Here is a 21,319-nt window from a genome sequence, read left to right as displayed (position 1 = left end):
CCTCGTCTGCGAGGCCGGTTTCGCACCGCGCTTCATACCGGTCGAGCGGGGAGACGAGGTCAATCTCTCCGCCAATAGTGCCACTGGTCTTTCCCTCGAGCCCGGTGCCAGGCAGTTGATCATTAAAGATCGGTTTTGGGTGGAGCAGCTGACAAAGTAGCATGGATTTTCCGTCACCCGCAGAACCGCACGTGATGAATGTTAAGGGCAAATTGAGTCGCGCATCTAGCTCGCCTAGCGGCAGGAACGGATGTGGCAACAGAAATATCTCCCGCTTCTTCTTCCCCATCGCGCTTCGACGACGCCTCCAGCGACTGAAGTAGATTTCTCCGGATAGTTCCAAGCAGCGACGGCGGCAAACGTGACGCATCGGTGCTCGCGTGCCAATTACGTAGGACGGCCTGCAACGGGGGAAGCAAGCAAGCCGGCTTGTGGCTAAAGAGTCGTGTTTCTGAGCAAAACGTCACCCTCCACTCCGCGTGGAAACTGAGCCACCAATTCGAACGAAGGTAGTAGGTCAAGAATTGCGCTGAGGGGCAGTTGACCTTCATACAGCTCCCGATCACTATATTCCGTGTAGATGAAGCGCGTTTTGTTTAGAGTCTGTTTGCCGCCAGCGATAACGTCGGACTCGGCCCCCTGCACATCCATCCAGATCAAATCGACGCTCTCCAAGTCAGCTTCACTGCACCAATCATCCAGCCTCCGAGTTTCAACTGAGATGGGTCCGTCAAACCGAACCCACTGGTATTCGGAAAGGTGGTTCTTGGGCCGGCGTATTGATCCCGACAGATCCCATTCCTTTGCATCTCCATCTCCATTACTGGGGTGGAAATCGATTTTGCCGTTTCGGTCACTGATCGCGACTTCAAATAGCCTCATCCTGTCCAGATAAAGACCCATGTTTTCCCTACAGCGAGCAACGGCACGAGGGTCTGGCTCAAAGCAGTAAAGCTGGGCCTTCGGACAAAGCTGGAGAAAGCGTCGTGCATCGCTTCCATCATTGCAGCCGATGTCCAGGATCACGGGGTCAGGCTTTTTGAGAAGCGAAACGATCTGTCGATGGACCTTCAAGGAAGACGTTGGCCCCCTTACGACCTTCACAAATTCTCGCATGGATCTCTGAAGAGAGATTAGCAGGCCTTCTTTAAGATACCGCGCTACTTCCATCAAATTTCACCTCAATTATTGCGAATTTATTCGTTCGCTAGGTTCAAGCAGTGGTCTTTCAGCCCTAGGGTCAGCACATTAAACGCCGACGAAGCAGTTCCACAGATAAGAAAAATGGCACCACCGCGTATACGCAAAGCGCGCTGATGTGCAGACCGACGCTTCCGCCTGGGCGATCTAGCATCGCTGGACGAATGAGCTCTATTGAATGTGCCAGCGGCAGCAAATGCGATAGCTGCTGAAAAATGTCGGGCAGTTGGGTGACTGGGAAGACCGCTCCAGACAAGAACAGCATGGGTGTGAGGAAGAGCGTCTGATAAAATATGAAATAGTCGTAACTGGGCGCAAGCGCCGTCACGATCATCGCCAGGCTTGCAAAGGCGAACCCCGTGAGTGCGATCACTGGCAACGCAAAGAGAACGGACGGCCACGATGCGTAGCCGATCGTGGCGGCAACGAGCATCATTGCTGTCCCAGCCAACAACGCCTTGCTGGCTGCCCACGCCAGTTCACCAAGAATGATGTCCCCGAGCGTGAGCTGCGTGCACAGGGCTGATTCCCAAGTGCGTTTTGCGTGCATACGAGCGAAGGTCGCGTGAATGGTCTCGAACGTCGCTGAGATCATTGCACTTGTTGCAACCATACCAGCCGCCAAGAACGCGACATATGGGATGCCGTCGACGCGACCAACCATTGCGCCCAGGCCGAAGCCGAGGCCAAACAGCGAGGTCATGGGCTCGGCGAGGTTGCCGAGAATTGAAGCGATCGCGGCTTTCTTCCATGCCATGTAATTACGACGCCACACTGCAACCCAGTTCCAAGGATTGGCGGGGAGGACCGCCGCGTAACGTTTCCACATTGCTTAGTCCTTCATTTCGCGCCCGGTCAGCCGCAAGAAAACATCCTCGAGATTTGGTGGACGCTGCAATAGGCGTAGACCGGTTTGCCCGCGCAATTGCACGCGCACCTGTTCTGGATCGGACGCATAGCAAAACAGCGTCTCACCGCTCACTTCCACACGCTGCGCATACGGCCCGACCACCGAAATCAGTTCCCGCGGATTACCGCCGTAGATTTCAATCACGTCGCACCCGATCTGCTCGTCGATTAGCGCATGAGGGCGGCCTTCCACGATTTTGCGTCCGTGCTCAATCACGCACAGGCGGTCACATAACCGGTCCGCCTCTTCCATGAAGTGAGTGGTCAATAGAATCGTCTTGCCACGCGCCAACAAGGACCGCAGCCGTTCCCAGATTAGGTGGCGAGCATGCGGGTCGAGGCCGGTAGTCGGCTCATCCAGTATCAGGAGTTGTGGATCGTTGATCAGCGCACAAGCCAGCATCAGCCGCCTCTTCATACCGCCGGATAATTCCGCCACGGGTACATCCGCCTTGCTCTCGAGCCGGGCGAACTCGAGCAACGATGGGATGGCTGCTTCGAGCTCGCGAGTGCGCAAGCCAAAATAACGTCCGAACACCAGTAAGTTCTCGCGCGCCGTGAACTCACGATCAAGAGTGTCGAATTGCGGGACCACCCCTACGCGGCTGCGCGCCAGACGCGCGCGGGCAGGCACCGGTTCACCGAGCACTGTGATCGTGCCCTCATCAGGCGGTGCCATGCCGAGAACCAGGCGCGATACCGTGCTTTTGCCCGCGCCGTTCGGTCCCAGCAAGCCGAAGCATTCTCCTGATGCGATGGTGAATGACAGTTGGTCGACAACGACTTTGTCGCCATAAGACTTACTTACGTTGGTAAGCTCGATTGCCACATCTGATTTGGAGCGAGATAGCGAATTATCCGCATTGTTATGCCCGTGGCACTCCTGCTTGAATGGATTGCTCTCAGGCCGCCGCGACGGTGAGCTTGAGACATTTGCTCGAGTCAATAGCTGCAATTTCTCGTCCTATCTCAAATTCGTTCACCTGATTGGCATGACGGGCTAGCGTCACCGTAACAGCCGCCTGATGTCAGCAGCCTCGCAGCCCGCCGCAAGACAGAGCCAGCGACGCGGGTGGCGCAGTTTCAGGGGGCTCCGCAGCGCTTGTTTCAGCACTGGGGGCTCCGGATAGAATCTTTTCCGCTGTTGAGCGCGGCAACCGGGGAACCGCGCGACAGCCAATCGCTGTTGCTCAACGTGCACAACGCGTATGCTTTGAGGGGGAGCAGGAGAGTGATGTTGACGAGGGTGTGAAGCGAAAACCCAAGGAAACGCAGCTGGCGCGCTCGAAAGGCCGCTACGCCGCAGCGGACCATTGTCATAGATGCAATCATCAGGATCGTCGACCAGGGCACTGTGGCTGTTAGAGCGAGCTGTGCTAGCCCCGTTAGCACCGAGATGGCGAGGAGCAGCGGACCAAGATTCTGTCCGATCACGTCCAGCGTAAGATAGCGATCGAGGCCCGGCAGTAGGCGCAGCGCGAGCAATGTGTCACGAAACGTGCTGCGTGCCCAGCGTAGTTGTTGGCGCAGATACGCCGCCATCGTGTTTGGAACGACGGTCGCCGCGATGGCTTCCGGAACGTACTCGGTTCGAAAGCCTGCGTTTAGCATGAGGATTGTGAGGTGGCGGTCTTCCCCGAAGTCGCTTGGCCTTCCTCGAAACAGTTGTGTCTCGTATTCGTCGAGCAGCAATAGGAGTGCGGACCGCCGGTACATGGCACACGGGCCGCAGCAACACATAACGGCTCCAAAGCGAGCCTGTGCTGCGCGTTCCTCGTTGCAGGCGAGCCAGTACTCCATGTCGATCAACCGCGTCAGCCAAGTGTCGCTGCGGTTGCTGGCCTTCAACTGACCCATTGCCGCGCCGACCGCAGGACTGGACATCTTCAGGGCAAGCTTGGTGACCACGTCGGGCGCAATGGTCGTGTCCGAGTCAATGTTGAGCACCAAATCTCCCGATGATTCCCGTATCGCGACAATCTGCGCCTTGCGCTTTCCGACATTCTTTGGCATCAGGATGAATCTGAATCTCGGGTCGCTCGCATAATGATCGTGTACAGGTATGACGGCGTGGCGATTGCCAGAACCGTCGTCAACCAGATAGACTCGCAGTTCTCCAGCGTAGTCTTGCTTTGCAATAGAAGCTAGGCACGCGGACAGCGCGCGCGGATCCTCATTGTAGCAGGGGACGATAACGTCCACGCTAGGCGGTGCACCGGAGCCGGTCAGGGGCATTGACGCAGCTGTGGCGTTTGTTGGCAAAGCATAAATGGCTTGCATGCCTTTGTAAGCCGTCGAGAGCACTGCATACAAGGAGATGGCTAGGGCGCCGGTGGTGCCAAGCAGATCCATGAAAAACCGTCCATTTAATGATTCTAAGGAAGCGAGCGGATTACAAATCCGCGGCCATGCAGGGCAGGGATGAGACGAGACAATGCCGCCACCGTCTGGTCGCGCAGACTGGCTTCAGTGTTCGCCAACTCGTCGGGAGGGCACCCATCGTGCAGGAGAATGACTGAGCCGGGCCGGACCGAGGCGAGTACCGCTTCGACGATCGCGTCGATGCCAGGGCGGGACCAGTCTCGCGGGTCCACAGACCAGTGCACAGCCGCCAGTCCAGCGCTCGCCGATGTTGTTAGCACGTCCTCGCTCCAGATCCCGTAAGGCGCACGTATGTGCCGCACCGAAGCGTCGGGGCACGCCATCCTGATGGCCCTGTTCGCCTGAAGTACCTGGCGTTCCACGTCCTGACGTCCGCAGGTAGACAGGTCCGGATGGGTCATCGTGTGGTTGGCGACCTCGTGCCGTTGCGCAATCATGCGTCGGATGAGTTGCGGCCGGTCCTGAGCATAGGCTCCGATGACGAAGAAAGTGGCCGGGACACGGTATTCGGCCAGCACATCGAGGATCTCGGGGGTAAAAACCGGATTGGGACCGTCGTCAAACGTCAGGTAGACGCTCGGAGCCCCAGTGCCGCTACTGGGCACTGCGCATAGATAGTCACGCTGTTTCATAGTTCCGGACCATTCCGTTCGATTAATGTGCCGGATGGCCATTCGTTCATTGAGCGCCCAATCGGAAACACCACAACGAGTACGTCTTCAGTGCGCGTTGGAGGTAGGTTGAGATAGACATCTGAAAGGGTGGACCGCACGCGAACGCCATCCAAGATTGATGCGTGACCGTTTCGGCAGAGTCTGCCTACAAGCTTGTGCAGCGCGTGCCGAACGGTGCCAAACACGAACGGAACGCCAAGCTGCTGCAGCACCGGGTACATGACGAGCATGGAGTGGTTGAGCCCCAGTCCTTCGAGGTCCGGTCGAACCCCCCACAAACCCAGTTCCGCCACCAATAGATCGGCATCGCCCACCCTGATAAAACGGCGCAACAGCCCCATATGAGCAGCCACTCCGTGCGCGTCGTAGCCGATTATGCGTAACTCCGGCCGTGCTCCGGCCCAACTGCGCCCACCTTCAAATGGTTTTGCGTTGAAGGCTCCGGTCGGTCCATAGGTCTTCCGCAAGAACTCAGCGAGTCCCGTGTGGTCGGAGAGCTCCAGCTCATTTTCCCAGCACAGTTTCCACCGCACCTGAGGACGCATATCCAAGGAACTCCACATATTGCTGCTTCTTGACGTGCACATCAAACGACCGAAGCGGCCGCGGTCGATGGACGCTCGTCACTGTCGTCGACCCCCCATTGCGGACCAAGTTGGTTGTTAGAACCTGCACAGCGAGTGGGTGACATTTCCCAAACCTTCCCGTATCACTCGTAAATCTCTGCCAGTGACACACTTGATTTTTTTCAACGTGAGCATCTTCTAATATCGATCGGACGGATCCGTAAAATTGATTGTTTGGATTATAGTTATTCATTCTGTGGATACACCTTATCCAAATCTACCTGCTCGCATCGGTTGATCAGCGAAAGCGACGCGGCGGCGGGAGCATCACCAGCAAGCCCCGGGCGCGAGGCCGTGCGGCCACGCTATCGGACTGAGACTTGGCCGACAGCGGCAATGAAGCTAATACTCCTTGCTCCCGAGCCGTTCGGCAGAAACCCGCGAGATCAATGTGGCTCGCTCTCTATGCGTATCTGCGAATTCCCCTTGGCCCCGCTAATAGTGCGAGCGGTCAAGATAGGCGTCGAATGCCGCAGCGACGGCGCGAAGCACAAAGCGATGCTCCTGCCGCACGCGAACGAACCCCTTGTCGACCTCCACTATCCCGTCCTCGGCCAGCACCGACAAGCGCTGAGCTGAATCGAGAAAGCGGGTCGCATCGAAGCCATGGTCGGAACAGATTGACGGCACGTCGGCCTCCAAATCGCACATCAGCCGCTCGATGATTGCGGCTCGCACGCGATCTTCGTCAGTGAGACGACAGCCCCTGGTAGTCGGCAGGTGGCCAGCTGCTATGCGCCGGGTGTAGGAACTCTGTGCAGGTTCGTTCAGGACATAACCGTCGCCGAGACGGCCGATAGCCGACGCGCCGAAGCCAATCAGGGTTTGGCAGGTGTCGGCCGAGTAGCCCAAAGAATTGCGCCGCAGACGACCGGCTTTCTGAGCGAGCGCGAGTTCGTCGTCCGGTAAGGCGAAATGGTCGAGCCCGATTTGGCGATAGCCGCCGGCGATCAGCGTATCGGCCACAGCCATGGCCTGTTCAGCTCGGGCAGCTATATCAGGCAGTGCCTTCTCGTCGATCAGGCGCTGGTTTTTCCTATAGGATGGAACGTGCGCGTAGCCAAACACCGCAAGCCGGTCAGGGCGCATTGCGACCGCTGCCGTCGCGCTCTGAACGCAGGATTGCACCGTTTGATGCGGGAGCCCGTACATGAGGTCGAAGTTGATGCGACTTATCCCAATCCGGCGCAGGTTTTCAATGGCAGCGGTCGTCTGCGCTTCGCTCTGGACCCGGTTGATCGCGTTTTGAACAATGGGATCAAAACTTTGCACGCCGAGGCTCACGCGGCTTACCTCGGCTGCTCCTAAGGCTTCGGCCATCTCGGCCGTGAAGGTGCGCGGCTCGATCTCGACAGCGATGGTAGCCGTTTTCCTGAACGTGAAACAGCGGCGCAGGAGATCCATCAGAGCCAGAAAATCTTCTGGCTTGATGATGGTCGGTGTTCCACCGCCGAAGTGCACGTCGCTGACGGACAGCGCCTGCGGCGCGTGGGCTGCTACCAAGCGGATCTCCTCACGCAACGACGTGAGATAATCGAGGATCGATGCGTCTCGCCGAGTGATGCTCGTAGGAAAGCCACAATACCAGCACATAGACCGGCAGAACGGAATGTGGAGATACAACGACACGGGGTCTGAAGCTGGCAAGCTGCTTAGCCACTCCTTACAAGCCTCAGCGCCGACGGCTGCGGAGAAATCCGGTACAGTCGGATAGATGGTGTACCATGGTAGGTGCGCCTCGCAGTACTTTGCAAGGGTGGAGGTCAGCGGCGCGATGCTTTCGATCGAACGCGTTCCCGCGCAAGTCTTTCCGCCGTCAGCCATTATGGTCTCCCGCTCGAATGCCATTCAGCAGTTCCCGCTGCCTTTCGATGAGGATCTCAAAATCCATGCCAATTGCGTCGATGCTATTGCAGCTCAGATTCGCCGGTACTTTTCAGTTGGCTAGTGGACATCCAAACTCAAAAAGATTTCTGTCGCGGATTCGACAAACACGACAGAGTTGTAGGCAATCGATCCACATTCTGCTTGTCAAGAGAGCTACCTGCGTGAGCTTGCTGCCGGGGCACACTTTGCGAAAGTGGAGGATGGTGCTGTTCAGAAGTAGGTCAGTTGAATGTCCCATAACGCCAGCAGCCTTGCCAGTTCGCGAAGGAGGAAGCTAAGCGGAGCCGTCAGACCCGAGGCCGACCAACGGCTGCACTCCGATACGCCTTTGCATTTCGGCTACTGAGGAGCAGACAGTCGGATTGGAGGTCCTTCCGCGGTCAACTTGCAGTTCAGACAACCCAGCAGAACGCTGTGATCGTTGAGGAGATGAATGCGGCGTCGACGGCCCTCGTTGCGCAAGATGCATCCGTGCGTTCAAAGGGGATGGATAGGTTACCGGTCATGCGCAATGGCGAGGGACGATTGGGAATGGCCCATTTATTGCAGTTGGAAGCACTGTGAAAGATAAGCCTTGGCTACTGGGTTAAACCTGAACTAATCGGCGGATCCCCGCTTTCCGCAACTGCAAAACTGCCGCACCGTCGCGCGCTGGCGTTCGCACAGAGGCTAAGACAGCAATGGACACGGTAGCAACCGGCCTCGGAATAGCTTTTTTCGTCATTGCATTGGCGTATGCAGCAGTCGGACAAGCTGGGGCATCAAGCTACATTGCCGCCATGGCGCTTTCTGGCTTTTCGCCGTTGGTCATTAAGCCGACAGCTCTCGCATTGAACCTGATGGTCGCAGCGATCGGCACGGCCCATTTCCTGAAGGTGGGGCGGCTGTCCTGGCGTAACGTGTATCCTTTCGCCATTCTGGGCTTTCCTTTTTCGGTTCTCGGTGGTTCAGTGCACCTTCCCGAGAGAGTCTATCACCCGGTTGTCGGGTTGATCCTGGTAGTTTCCGCGATTCAGATGGCGCGATCCGCGCTTCGCAAGAGCGCTTCAGTCATAACCATGCCAAAAACGCCGCCGCTCCACGCTGCATTGATCACGGGAGCTGTTATCGGTTTCGTCTCGGGCACCACCGGGAGCGGAGGCGGCGTATTCCTCGCACCAGTGATCCTTGCCAGGAATTGGGGAACAGCACATCAGACCGCTGCAACCACGGCCGTCTATAATTTGATGAATTCAACCGCTGCCTTGATTGGAGCCGGCGCTTCATGGAATGCACTTCCAAACTTCCTGCCGTGGTGGTTGCTTGCGGTTGCGGCAGGTGGATCGATAGGCGCTTTAATCGGAAGCCGATATCTTTCCGCCTGCTGGATTCGCATTATTCTTTCCGTGCTTCTGATGGTATCAGGCCTCAAGCTTCTTTGGTGATGGAGTGCCCATTTTGCTTGCACCGAAAACCTTTGCCCAGCTTACGCACTGGCAGGAGCAGGCGCGAAGGCGTACTATTCTCATCCGCGGCTGAGACGAGACGGCCCTCGACCAAAGGTCGCTGAATGAATCCCCGACGACCGACCTCCTGACCAGCACGGTCCTCCTGTTGACCATAGGCTCCGACAGGGCAGGGAATAGTTAGGGCGTAAACTCATTAAATTGCTTAGTGTGTTCATCGCCTGTCGTGATTCAAGGCTCGCCGCTACGAACTCACGGATCACGAACGATCAATCCTGCCGCCGTTGTTGCCCAACAAGCTTCGCGGCGTTCCCCTGGTCAACGATCGGCGGGTGCTGAACAGCGTTCTCGGGCAATTCCGTACGGGGTCGCCCTGTGCGGAGATCCCGGAACGGCATGGTCCGTCGACCCCCCGCTACAATGGCGTCGTCCACTGGCGGAAAGCCGGGGTTCGGGGATTGGCTTCTTGAAGCGGTTTCGGAGGCTTACGATGGCGACATCGTCATGATCGACTCGACCTGTGTCTGTGTTCACCGTTCACCAGCATGCGGCCACAGAAAAGGGGACGGAGATAATTGCGGCATGGGACTTTACCGCGGGGGACTTACGAACAAATTCACGCGCTGGTCGACGCCGAAGGTCGCCCGTCGCCCCTCGTATGACTGGCGGGCAGATCGCCGACTGCGCGAGGCGGCGCGCTGACGGACGAGCTCGGCGACGGACACATCCTGCGGGCCGACGAGTGGTACGTCAGCAATGCCATTCGGGCCAAGGCGGCCGAGCGAAAGGTCTGGGCCAACATCCCGCCGAAGACAAACCGTGAAGGCTCCTTCGTGTTCTCCCGCTGGGTCTATCGGCAGCGGAACCTCTTTAGCGATTGTTGAACAGGATCAAGCAGTCTCGAGACATCGCAACCCGATATGGCAAGCGTCCCAAAACTATCTTGCCGCCGTAAAGCTGGTCGCCACGCGAATCTGATGGAGCGATCTCCGAAGAAGGTCACAATTGGAGAGCGGTCGCCGCGCATACGTTAGGGCACGGCTTCGCCGGGTCATGAGAGAGCTCTCTGCCAATCCGGCAGACCGTCGGCGCCGTATTCAAAGTGCGGATGATCGTGATGCAAACTATCTATTTTACTCGCTTTACCAATGCTGCAAAAACAACCACGGTTGATTTGCATCGATACTAGAGCAGTTCCGGAGTGCCGGCGCTTGAAACCGCTTTGCGTCTCAAAGAAAGGACTACCCGTGAAAGCACATCGCTCGGAATCCACATGAATCCGGTTGTCCATAAGGTGGTGGACAGGTTTTGGGCAGATGTAGCCGCTCTTGTACTCTACACTTGCTAGATCATGTGTGAATGAGTTTGGCGGGCGGTCGGGGGCAAGCATGGCGCCCTTTGTGCGGCCCCGATCTGGACGGCTGCGGGCAGCAGTCGCTCTTTCTGCCCCGCAGGGCTCGGCATGTGACTAATTCGGAGTTCCGACATTGCGTTCAAATATGACTTTAACGACGGATTTCATTGCAGAGTTGCTCAGTGCGGCAAACGAGGTCGACAAACTCACTCCTTATGAGATCAGCCGCCTTCTAGACCGCTCGATTGACACCATCCGCGATATACGCGAACAGGCTGGCGTCGCATGTACATATATGCAGGGCGTTGTGATTTGTCTTCGGATATCGTCAGAGCGCGTTCGCCACCTCTCCGAGGAGGATGTCAAGCGGGCCCTCGTCACCGCTGCGGAAGTCCTGAGTGCATTGCTATCGAACCGTGTCGATTGAGGTGTACGCCCCGCCGGGGTCCAGATCGCTCTAGCTCTCATCGATGCCGCAAACCAATGCGGCGCATTTCGGCTGCAATCTCGACAGGCGGAGGTCTTTGTCGAACATCGCTTCAGTTTGCGCTTCTGATTGGACCTATTTTGCGTATCCGATTCGCGACGATGTCGGACACGCGACATAGGCGTGTCGAGAGCCAATCTTGTTGTTTAGAGACGATTTTCTCCTTGGCATGATACATGCACGCTAATCCGCAAATGCCCGAGTTGAGGACTTGAGAGGAGCACACTGGGAGTACAGCCTTTCCCGGGGGGCACCGAGCACCCGAGCAGCAACAGGGCCGCAATAAGGCAGCAGCGGCCGCGAGGGCGTTTAACGGTGGGTGCTGTGCGACGCTCAGTCTCCTGCAGTGGCTTGCCGCCGGCAATGCTGTAGAAAAATAAACAAGGAGTGATCAATGGTCTTTATTGGAAAAAGCGACCTGCGGAGTCCGCTGCTCGGACGACGCCTGCGGTTAGGATTCATCGGCGGTGGAAAGGGGGGGCTTGTCGGACGATGGCATCTCGCTGGGGCCCGGCTGTCGAACCACTGGGAAATTGTCGCGGGAGCTCTTTCTTCAGACCCGGATAACGCGCACGCTTCGGCTGCAGAGTGGATGATCGCGCCGGACCGGTCGTACAGCGACTGGAACGCTATGGCAACAGCAGAAGCCGCACGGGCCGACGGTATAGAGGCAGTCTCGATCGTGACGCCAAACTGGACACACCATCGGATCGCGACGGCATTTCTGAAGGCCGGCATTGATGTAATACTCGACAAGCCTATGACAACAACAGTTTCCGACGCCCAAGAACTCGTGGAATTGCAAAGAGCGACGGATCGCCTGGTCATCATGACTTACCCATACGCACATCACGCGATGGTTCGCCAGGCTAAGCACATGATTCGGAACGGGGCCGTCGGCACGGTCCGGCAGGCACATGTGGAGTATGTTCAGGAGTGGGCGACAGGGCCCTTCTCATCTGAGGCGAGGGGGGCTATGTGGCGACAAGATCCCGAGAAGGTGGGTCGCGCGTCGGCGACCGGAGATATCGGCACGCACGCCTATCATCTCCTGCACACAATGACTGGACAGGATATCGACAGGCTCAGGGCTGAGTTTCACACCTGTGGCGCTCCGAAGGCGATGGAAGACACCGCCTACATCACTTTCCGTCTCAAGAATGATGCACCTGGGATCCTTTGGGTAACGCAAGCTGCTCCTGGCCAATATTGCGGCCTTCGCATTCGCGTGTGGGGCGACAAGGGTGGGCTCGAGTGGGATCAGGAAAAACCGGAAGTGCTGCGCTATGTGCCCTTAGGGGAGCAGGAGCAGATTTTCGTGCGCGGTCACGGCAGTGGAATGTTACCCGAAGCAGAACGCCTGATACACCTCCCACGGGGGCATGGAGAAGCTTTAGTGGATGCATGGGCAAATCTCTATGCCGAGGCTGGCGTAGCGATAGCCGCGCGCCGCGCGGGGTATGCTCTCCCGAAAGATAGCGTCGAGCTTTCCGGGGTTGAGGACGGGCTCAAAGGTATGTTGTTCATCGATGCTTGTGCCGACAGCCACGAATCTGGCGGATCTTGGATCTCGATAAAGCGGTGAATCCACTTTCACAGAGCTGAGCGGCCAACCCGCGCGCCCGCCGTTGGTCGCTGCAAGTCTTTGACCCGAGGCACCGCGTTTTCGGCTCTGATTTCTCTGGAAGGGTCGGCATACAAGGGCCCTTGTGTCCTGGGCCATAGACCGCTTTGCTTTTTCGCCGGGGGAACGGGATCGGGGGAGCGGATCCTGCTCCTGCGCCGGTGATTGGCTCGACGTCTTTTAAGAATTCAAGCCTTTTCCGTGATTGCGATATACATCATGCCTTCCGTCCAAGAGCATGGGCGGACGACGTTCGATTCGAACTTTCAAGTCTGCCAACCCGCCCGCAAGGATGAGACCTTTCGGAGTCACATCATCTGCTGTGACAAAAACCGGGTCAAGTACCGGACGACAGCATTGGAAATGCACGGCAGCCGCCTCGATTTTTATCGAGGGTGAAAATAGAGGATCGCTTCCATCACCTCGGATAAGAACGATTTTCCCCCCAAGAGGCTGAGGGTAGGAGTCAAAAACCGTGAAGGCTGTTATCCCATCCCGCAGTCCGTCTTCATCTAAGAATAGTATATGCGAGTCGTCAAAGCGGATCATCTGCACTAGTCGGCAACCGAGCAAACTAAAGATCGGCGCGAGGCCAATGCCGTCGGCAATCTCAACAGTGCGAAAGAGTGTCGTCTCCGGGTCCAAGAGGTATGCGACATTCTTCATGTCCCAGCCTTTCTCTGTTGTCGTAAATGTCATGCCCCAACAAAAGGCAAGCGTCACACGAGTAAGCAGCGGGGTGATCAGCCCACGTCGGGTGGTGACTTCGCTATGCAGCATTTGGCAAGATTGGAAAAATCGATTGTTTGTATGGGGCCTATCCACACCATGGAACGTGCGAGCGAATGCGCTTAGACTTCGGCTTGAGTCCTCGTCGATGAGGACCCCGTCTGCGAGGCGATCGCTGCTATCAACCGCACCAGTCAGCTCGTCCGGAACCCAATGGTCGTGGTCGGGCAAGTTCAAATCACGAAAGGATCCTCCGGCATCCGCTGTCTGTTGATGTTGCGCGATTGCCCCGAGAGTCGGCGAGGAGCTGCGTCCGTCCACCGTCTCCAAAAGCAGATTCTGCTGGTTCGCAGGCGGCCCGCTGTGCTGCGCAGTCGCGGCCCAGGTCCGCCTCGGCTCAGATCGCGATGCATCCGCTTGATGGGCGCGGACCTGCATGAGCACGGGAGCGGACGGGACAGCGACCTCGCTCAGCTGCCGCTGAAAGGCCGCCGCCTCTGCCGACGACTCGGCCGGAGAGGCATCTTGCGCTTCCACGCCACCCGTTTGTTGACGCACCCGATTCATTGAGACGAAGTACATCTGTACTCACTTTCGAAGACGAAGGGTCAGGAGCGCTGATCGTATGCGCCTGGAAGGACGTCGGGGTCACGACACTCCCGATCGAATTTCAGTCGGACTCCGTTGTCGGTCTGTTCGAGGGAGCCCGCGCCGGCTTCGAGCTCATCGAGCATTGGGGCTGCCACACCCGAAGTTGGTGGGCTGGCTCACGAGCGGTGCCGTTCTATCCTGAGGCCGGAGCTCATCCGCTCCACGACGGAGTCGAATGACTGCCTGCCTTCTCGGGGCCGGACCGGACTCCGGGCTCGAACCTCGATCCCCACGTGCTGTCGGCTCCTGCAGCCCCAACGTGCGATTTGCCAGGTCGGGCAATGCCCGCCATATTCCACCTCCAATCAAGTCGAGAATGCGCAACCTCCTAGATAGACTCGCTGGCTGACGAGTAGCTGACGAAGGGGCATTTCTTCCGGATGCAATTCCATGGGTTTTCGGATGCTGCTGGAGGCAGCGGGGGATGACCGCGTCATGTAGGATAGTCAGCTGCCGTGCATGACCGCGGCCTGGTGCTGCCTCGCCGTGACGCCATAAGGATCCGCGCTGTCAGGCTGCGACAGAATCGGCGGTGACGGCGATGCTTAAGAGTGCGCCCTATGCCGGCTCCTTGTCTATAGGGACTTGGCAAAGACATCCCGAGTAGCGGAGCGCCTCCACGAGAATACTCGCGTCCTGAAAAGGACTGGTGGATTGTGGTGAGGCAAAAATTTACCTGGCCCCCCGGGGATTGCCGACAACCGGCCATGGCAACCATCGCGGGGCGGGAAGTTTCGGCGGCCGCGCTGATTCCGACAAAGGGGCTCGCCACATTCCAATGACGGATGGCGAAGGCAGGAAGCCGACCGCCTCCTAGAGGGCTCGTGCGTCATTGGAAATCGCATGCACCAGCACGCAGCGGATGCCGGGGATTTCGCCAGCATTGAGCAGGCGCAGGCCTGCGTCGCGCACTAATGCCCTGCCGACGCCGCGTCCCGGATAGGCATGGTCGATGGCGAAGCGGCCGAGGACCGCAACCGGAACCGAGTCGGGCATATGCGCCAGAACCGGCCAGGCGCTTCCGGCTGCTTTACCGCATCGGAAGCGAGTGCATAATAGCCGATGACGTGGTTGCCTCACAGACAACGAAGGTGCGTGATGTACCACCCGCCGTGATTGGCGCGGGCGCGGCGACGCAGCCAGTCATCCAGTGCAGGGACGCCGGAGTTGAATTCGGCCAGTTCATGATGATCTTCAAGCGGTGTCGGTGCGCTGAGGGTCACGCCATCCCACGGCGCATTGGTCGACATGGCGCGTTTCAGACGCTCATTGGGCTACGCGGGGGCATCGAGCCGGGTAAGGTATTCGGCACAAATTTCGGGGCTGACCGTGAATATCGTACGCAACGCTCCAGGGTTCAGACCAATACTGTCCGGCTTCGCGTCGGAATGAAATCGAAATGATGGCCCGCTTCGCTTCGGGATCATTGTCCGACTTCGCCAAAATACGCAGTCAGCTGAGCGTGACGCAGCGCAGCCGAATGAAATCGGCAATTCGCGGAGTCGCGTGCGCATGCAGTTCTGTGCCAATGGGGTTAGTGCATTATCATTGGACCCGCAGGCCATGATGCTGGCCAGCGGGCACGAAGAAATCCGAGCTCTACATGCGGGAGAGGATGAGGCGGTGCTGGGCGCCTCAGCGGTACAGACCGCTCAGTCAAATCGGGTGTTGGTAGGTCGCACCAAGGAGCCGCTTTATGCCAAAGATGCGCTCCTTATTTCGGGGCTTAAGGAGGCGCTCCTCAGGGGTGGAGCCGCCGAGAGCACCGCCACGAGCAACGTCTGTTATCTGCTCAGCTTGGGCCGCTGGCTCTTTGCAAACGACAAGCCGGGCATTGCTGATCGGCTTCATGACGAGTCGATGGACAAGGATGCCGAGGAGTTCATAACAAAACGAGGGACGGCAAACGTCCGGTGGGCACTAGCTCATCTGCGGACCTCTCAGTCGACGGGAGGAGTCGTACCGACCGCAGGCCGCGCTGACCTGACTCCTTATCCCGAGGATTTGACTCTCATCAAAAAGTACAAAAAACAAGCAGTGACGGCAGGGACGTCAAGTACCGCCAAAACCTATGCAACGGTTCTCACGGATTTCAGCCACTACCTGCGTGCAAACAACAAGCCGGGCCTTGCTGCTCGGCTTCACGCGGAGACATGGAATGACGACGAATCGCTGAAGGAAGAGATCAAGCGCTACAAGCACGCCGGTGGTCACAAAAGTATCGGTGCGGCACTTGTTCATCTCCGTGAGGGAGCAAGAAAACTCAACGGTCCCCCTTTTCATTCCGAAGACGCGCCCTTGATTGCCGGACTTCAAGACGCACTCGTTAAGGCGGGGTACAAGGAGATCACCGCTAAGACGAATTATGTTCGTCCTCTTCGCAGATTCAGCCGGTGGCTTTTTGCAAACAACAAGCCGGGAATCGCTGCCCGGCTTAACGACGAATCGCTGGGCAGCGACGCTGTGATGTTCGATAAAAGTCGAAAGCGGTTCGTTCTTACCGCACTAGATCGTCTCCGGGCCTCCCAGTCGGCGGACGGAGTCGCGTCGATCACTGACCGGGCAGGGGGCATTGAGGCCAAGGCTAAGCAGGGCGGGTTGCAGCCGGCTTTCAGTTGGCCAGCGGCCCTCTCTGAGGGGGACGATCAGGATTTATTTCTTGGGACGGTCGATGAAGCCGGTGCATCGTCGTGTCTTCCTGATGAAGACGCGTCTCTTATCGAGGGGCTGGCGCCGCGACTCATCAAGGCTGGGGCCTCCGAGCGCACCGTCAGGCGCAATGTACTTTGTCTTCGCAGATTGGGGCACTGGCTCGTAAAGAACGAAAAGCCGGGCATTGCTGGCCGGCTTTACGACAAGTCGCTGGACGAGGATGCTCAGGAGTTCTGCGAGCAGGAGGGGCAGGCCGTCGCTACGCCACTCGATCATCTTCGAGCCTCCCAAACGCCGGGCGGCATCGCGCCGTTTGCAAGCCGGGTTGAGCTGAATCCCTATCCCCAAGATGCGGATCTCATCAAAAGGTACAAGAAAGAAGCAGCGCCAGGCACGGCCAATACCGCCAGGACCTATGCAACTATTCTTATCGATGTCAGTGATTACCTCCGTGAAAACGATAAGCCCGGCATTGCTGATCGACTTGGCCATGACTCCCTGGATGAAGATGTCAGCCGGTATAAGGAGGCGAACTCCGGTGGCCGCAGAAAAGCCGGGGCCGCACTGGCTCATCTCCTGAAGTCGCCGGCGGGTGCTAGAGCGATGGAACTCCGGCGTCATATTCGCCCCGTTCAGTCACCGCGGCATGGCCTGGCATTGGATCCTGTAGAGGTCCTTCGTCCCTTGAACTGGCGCCATCATGATCACGAACTGACGGATGAACGTCACAAGAACACCCTCATGCCAGGCGAGCAGATTCTCATTAGCGATGAGCATGATACAGGGGAGTTGATTTCAGCGAAGAGGCAGAAGACGCTAAGCAATTCGCAGGGCGTCCCCGTTGAGCGGCAGCTGATGCAGACCCCCTCCCATCAACTGGGCGCGTCATCATCGCAGAGGCAAGCTCCGATGCCGTCGCACGCGCTCGAATACGCCCCAGCGGCACATCCAGTAGCGAGGCATGTCCGAGACACCGCTCGGCAGCACAACGCAGTGCGTGACGCCGTCAGTTGGCCATTGGTCCTCTCGAAGGGTCACGCTCAGAATCAGCCTTCGGTGATGGTCGAAAGCAGCCAATCATGGTCCGTCTTGGTGCCGCCTGAGCAACTCCAAGGGGCAGTACACCCCGGGCCGCAGGAACCCGCCGGGCCCACCTCAACCTGGTTACCGCAGATGCCGCTCGACTTTGATTGGAGCATGTGGCCGAGCTCGGAAACTGCGCCATCCTTACCTGTCCCAGCTCAGCTTCCGTCCAGATCGTATCAGTTGCGTGATGATGCTACCTTTCCGAGCACACTAAACAAGATTGCGCTCGGGAGCCTCCCCTCGCCGGACGAGTTGATCGGCAAGCAGCTTCCTGCCGAAGACGCGGAGCTCTTGGCAAAGTTCCGGTTAGACGCCGAGCAGCGCAAGATCACCCCAGGGGCGATCAAAAACAGTGTTTCCGGCGTTCCTCATCCCGAAGACAGCCCCCCTCATCAAGGCCGCGCTCGGCCAAGTCTTGAACGATTGTAGAAACCCGACTGCGGAGCTCAGGCAGTCTGTAGAGAAGCAGGCTACACGTCTTTGTGCGCTGAGTGCGTGGCTTAAAGCAAATGGCAGGGGGACCATAACCGGGCGACTTAACGGCTCTAGCAAGGAGCAGTTAGCGCTGGACAACGATGTGGTAGCGTTCCAACGCACTGGAGGCAGAGTGGTCGGGGCGGCATCAACCCGCACGCGTATCTCGCCGACATCATCAATCGCATCGCCGACCACCCCGCGAACAGGATCGACGAACTCCTTCCGTGGAACTGGTCTCCCAATCATAGTGTCCACTTAAATCCACAGTGGACACTATCCGGCTCCAGACCGAATGCTTCCGCGCGGTCAGTACGCCACGCTTACCTTCATTCTGGTACAGGAACACATCGGTGCCGGAATCGCTGACGTAGCGACCGGGTACAATGTGTCGATCATCTTGAGATCCTTGCCCCTTGGTCTTCAGACGAAGCGCTGACCGCTTCCGCTCGACCTGATAGTCAATCTCAAGAAGGTCGGCGAGCTTGTCCCAGATCTGCTCCAGGCGTCACGACACGAAAGTGTCCGATCTGTCCGGGTTTGAGAACATAGGGTGATCAGGTGATCACGCCGCCAGGATGGAAGTTTCCCTCCGCAAGGGTAGAGATCGACACCGTCCGTCGGGGGTCCAGATGTAATCGCCGGGGACACTGATGTGCTACCAGCCGAGTGGGGTAATGTGCTTGATGACGTTAGGCGGCGTGGGAATGCCCTCCCGGTTGAGCGCGGCGAACGCCGGTTCGAGATAGAGCATGTTCCAGTGGACGATGGCGTTGATCAACAGGTTCACCCCGGACGCTCGGTAGAACTGTTTCTCGAAGGTACGATCGCGCAATTCTCCGAGAAGATTGAAGAACAGCGCGGGCCTCGCTCCTATAAGTCCGCGCCCGGTTCCGCAGATCAAAGGCCAGAGTCGAAAGAGGGCCTTATACGAATATGCCCCTCTTGTCGGAATTCGGCAGTGTGAGGCACGCCCATCATCAAAAAGGTTGTTGTCGGGACCTCCGCGGTTGGCATAAGCCCGTTCGCTCTTAGCATGTTCATCTGGTCTTCTGAGGCCGTATGAGGAGCTAAGAGCCAGTGGTCCCACGCACGAAATCCGCAATTCATAACGAAATCTTTAAGTTCAGCCGGAGCGGCCCCTGTGGACGAGGACGGCCCAGCCTGAGATGGCCCACTCTGCGATGGCCCAGCTTGCGGTTCCGCGGCATGCTGCCATATCAGATCTTCATCGTATTCGGGCACGTCCTGCAGCGTCCGAGCAAGCGGTTGCTGCTCGTTAGGCTGGGGAGACCTTTCCCTATCAGCGACCAATGGGGCAGGAGAGGCTGTAGACTGCGTATACAGCCTCTCCTGCCAATCAAACGATGATGGGTAAGGATTCGCCGAAAAATACTGCGAGTAGGGATGCCCGGTGTCCAAATACGCTTCTCCCTGCGGCACTAGTGAGTCAGCAGCTTGCGGTTCAGCGGCATGCTGCCATATCAGATCTTGATCGTATTCGGGCACGTCCTGCAACGTCCGAGTAGTAATCGGTTGCTGCTCGCTAGGCTGGGGAGACCTTTCTCTACCAGCGACCAATGGGGCGGGAGAGGCTGTAGACCGCGTATACAGGTCATCTTGCCAATCAAACGATGATGGATAAGGATTTGCCGAATCCAAATACTGCGAGTAGGGATGCCCGGTGTCCAAATACGGCGAATAGGCTTCTCCCTGCGGCACTAGTGAGTCAGCAGCCCGTGGCCGAGGGCTATACTGAAATCCGCTCAGCTGGTCTGCAAATGCCCTTTCGTTGGCGGCTGGTGGAGAGCCGGGCCGTGGGCTAGCGTTTGATGGGTTGATTGAATTGACATCCATCCTGTTTCTCCTTCGAATATGGAGCGCCTCGAGCCTTTTCGATGCGATGGCGGCACAATCCGCCCAGCAATGGTAAGAGAGATGCCTTTCGAGAAGCTGACAATCAGATGGACCGAATGCCAATAAGACCGCACTGATGTCCGCGGGACGTCACGTCATACTGCCAAATTCATTCTGGACGGGCCGACGCTCGCGCACGAAGCTGTCTTGGCGCGGCGCGTCAAAAGAGGGTCTCCTGTCGCCGCGGCGCCGTGAAACAACCTCAGCACCGATTCCTCCGGCGTCGTCACCTGCTAGCCTGAGTCTCTCAAGTAAGAGATGCATCGACCCCGCGACACTGAAAAGCGCTTTAGTTACCGAGGCCTACCGGCTTCGCCAAGGAGGTTCGATGCAAACACAGTGTGTGTCCACGCAGCTCGATTTGAAGACGTCGACAGCCACAAAGTGGTCGCTGGTTTCGACGGGGCGCCGTCACTTCGGATGTGCTCCGCCACTCGATGGAGCCATCGGCTGATCGACGGAGTGGTCGCGTGCTTCGTTGATGGGCGCGATCGCACTCCCAATGCCTGAACTGCTTGCGTTCGGCGACTGTATCAGGACGGTGAAGAATGTTGAGTTCCGGGCTGAAGCGGCGACCGTGACGCCGTCGGGCATGCCGCGGCCTGCGTCTCGCTCGACGCTCCGGCAGGTGCCGCCACAGCTTGATCGCCTGGCCGTCTGTGGAATAGGCGAACTTGTAGATCGTCTCATAACTGACGCAGATCGGATGGCGCTCCAGCCGCAGCGGCCGGCGATCTGCTGTGGCGACCAGCCATGCATGATCCGCTCGATCACCGATTGGCGCACATGCGAGAACCGGGCGAGCTTGCGCAGCCGTCGCCGACGCTCCTTGGAGATGTCGTTGGGCGATGCCGCCGTAATAGCCGCTGTATTCGGGAAATTCGGCGTCATGAAAGGTGTTGCGCTTCAGCTCGCGATAGAACGTCGAACGATGGCGCCTGAGTTGCCGGGCGATCTCGGCAATCGGGAACTTCCGTTCGAGAAGCTGATGCAAGCGTCGGCGATCGGGTAAGGGTGAGCTGCAAATAGCACTGCGACATGCAAGAATATCCAACGGGCAAGTCATTGTTTTTGTTGCCATGTCGCACTTGGAAATAGAATGCCCCGCTACACCAGAAGATCGCATAATGGAACACTCGACCGAGTCGGGCGGGATGCATTTACGGAGCCGTCTCGGGCGCGGACCCCGATGTGGAATGTGTGGCGGAGTAGGGACCTCGGA

General features: G+C 57.9%; 15 protein-coding genes and 3 pseudogenes. 6 read left to right on the top strand and 12 right to left on the bottom strand.

Going from position 1 to position 21,319, the window contains the following annotated elements:
• Positions 1-435: 435 nt before the first annotated feature.
• The 7 genes from CO676_RS22500 to hemN all read right to left on the bottom strand — a co-directional run bounded on the left by CO676_RS22500 (position 436) and on the right by hemN (position 7,615).
• Entirely contained in the window at positions 436-1,170 is a 735-nt protein-coding gene (locus CO676_RS22500) for an FkbM family methyltransferase (protein ID WP_097522712.1), read from the bottom strand.
• Positions 1,171-1,240: 70 nt separating this feature from the next.
• Positions 1,241-2,029, bottom strand: coding sequence for an ABC transporter permease (locus CO676_RS22495; protein ID WP_097522711.1), 789 nt, complete (start codon positions 2,027-2,029; stop codon positions 1,241-1,243).
• 3 nt (positions 2,030-2,032) lie between these two features.
• A complete protein-coding gene (nodI, locus tag CO676_RS22490) occupies positions 2,033-3,064 on the bottom strand; it encodes a nodulation factor ABC transporter ATP-binding protein NodI (RefSeq protein ID WP_084726820.1) in 1,032 nt (343 codons plus the stop codon).
• A gap of 152 nt (positions 3,065-3,216) precedes the next feature.
• Positions 3,217-4,461, bottom strand: a complete 1,245-nt coding sequence (gene nodC / locus CO676_RS22485) for a chitooligosaccharide synthase NodC (protein WP_097522710.1) — start codon at positions 4,459-4,461, stop codon at positions 3,217-3,219.
• A gap of 23 nt (positions 4,462-4,484) precedes the next feature.
• Entirely contained in the window at positions 4,485-5,123 is a 639-nt protein-coding gene (nodB, locus tag CO676_RS22480) for a chitooligosaccharide deacetylase NodB (protein WP_097522709.1), read from the bottom strand.
• Positions 5,120-5,710 (bottom strand): NodA family N-acyltransferase, encoded by a 591-nt coding sequence (locus tag CO676_RS22475; RefSeq protein ID WP_046116663.1) that lies wholly within the window; start codon positions 5,708-5,710, stop codon positions 5,120-5,122. Before CO676_RS22475 ends, nodB begins: the two co-directional genes overlap by 4 nt.
• Before the next feature lie 516 nt (positions 5,711-6,226).
• The gene (hemN, locus tag CO676_RS22470; RefSeq protein WP_046116657.1) at positions 6,227-7,615 is read right to left on the bottom strand and encodes an oxygen-independent coproporphyrinogen III oxidase; all 1,389 of its coding nucleotides are present in this window, start codon (positions 7,613-7,615) and stop codon (positions 6,227-6,229) included.
• Positions 7,616-8,358: 743 nt separating this feature from the next.
• Here hemN and CO676_RS22465 point away from each other — a divergent pair.
• The 4 genes and pseudogenes from CO676_RS22465 (at position 8,359) to CO676_RS22450 (ending at position 12,549) form a co-directional block, all read left to right on the top strand.
• Positions 8,359-9,102, top strand: a complete 744-nt coding sequence (locus tag CO676_RS22465; RefSeq protein ID WP_046116656.1) for a sulfite exporter TauE/SafE family protein — start codon at positions 8,359-8,361, stop codon at positions 9,100-9,102.
• Positions 9,103-9,395: 293 nt separating this feature from the next.
• A pseudogene (locus CO676_RS22460) lies at positions 9,396-10,101 on the top strand (IS5 family transposase).
• 521 nt (positions 10,102-10,622) lie between these two features.
• Positions 10,623-10,904, top strand: coding sequence for a hypothetical protein (locus CO676_RS22455; RefSeq protein WP_046116655.1), 282 nt, complete (start codon positions 10,623-10,625; stop codon positions 10,902-10,904).
• Positions 10,905-11,358: 454 nt separating this feature from the next.
• Entirely contained in the window at positions 11,359-12,549 is a 1,191-nt protein-coding gene (locus CO676_RS22450; RefSeq protein WP_097522708.1) for a Gfo/Idh/MocA family oxidoreductase, read from the top strand.
• A gap of 219 nt (positions 12,550-12,768) precedes the next feature.
• On the opposite strand, the gene CO676_RS36190 is transcribed toward CO676_RS22450, so the two are convergent.
• From CO676_RS36190 to CO676_RS36180, 3 genes are all read right to left on the bottom strand, one after another.
• Positions 12,769-13,899 carry a hypothetical protein gene (locus tag CO676_RS36190; protein ID WP_245424394.1) on the bottom strand — a complete coding sequence of 377 codons (1,131 nt, stop codon included), beginning with the start codon at positions 13,897-13,899 and terminating at the stop codon, positions 12,769-12,771.
• Positions 13,900-14,781: 882 nt separating this feature from the next.
• Positions 14,782-14,964, bottom strand: a complete 183-nt coding sequence (locus CO676_RS36185; protein ID WP_179875595.1) for a hypothetical protein — start codon at positions 14,962-14,964, stop codon at positions 14,782-14,784.
• Between the two features lie 80 nt (positions 14,965-15,044).
• Positions 15,045-15,218 carry a hypothetical protein gene (locus tag CO676_RS36180; RefSeq protein WP_179875594.1) on the bottom strand — a complete coding sequence of 58 codons (174 nt, stop codon included), beginning with the start codon at positions 15,216-15,218 and terminating at the stop codon, positions 15,045-15,047.
• Between the two features lie 262 nt (positions 15,219-15,480).
• Between CO676_RS36180 and CO676_RS36175 the strand changes: the two genes are divergently transcribed.
• Together CO676_RS36175 and CO676_RS22425 are read left to right on the top strand one after the other, a co-directional pair.
• Complete coding sequence (locus tag CO676_RS36175) at positions 15,481-18,135, top strand: hypothetical protein (protein WP_245424393.1); 2,655 nt, start codon at positions 15,481-15,483, stop codon at positions 18,133-18,135.
• A gap of 189 nt (positions 18,136-18,324) precedes the next feature.
• Positions 18,325-18,423, top strand: a pseudogene (locus tag CO676_RS22425) (transposase domain-containing protein); the annotation flags it as partial.
• Positions 18,424-18,838: 415 nt separating this feature from the next.
• Here the strand turns inward: CO676_RS22425 and CO676_RS36805 are convergent.
• Positions 18,839-19,270: a Tn3 family transposase gene (locus CO676_RS36805; protein WP_280952041.1), complete on the bottom strand. Its 432-nt coding sequence runs from the start codon at positions 19,268-19,270 to the stop codon at positions 18,839-18,841.
• 1,317 nt (positions 19,271-20,587) lie between these two features.
• Positions 20,588-21,163, bottom strand: a pseudogene (locus CO676_RS22410) (IS30 family transposase); the annotation flags it as partial.
• Positions 21,164-21,319: the final 156 nt, after the last annotated feature.

The sequence above is a fragment of the Sinorhizobium sp. BJ1 genome, assembly GCF_002531555.1.
GTDB classification, from domain to species: Bacteria; Pseudomonadota; Alphaproteobacteria; order Rhizobiales; family Rhizobiaceae; genus Sinorhizobium; species Sinorhizobium fredii_B.
This window is presented reverse-complemented; position numbering and strand designations above follow the sequence as displayed.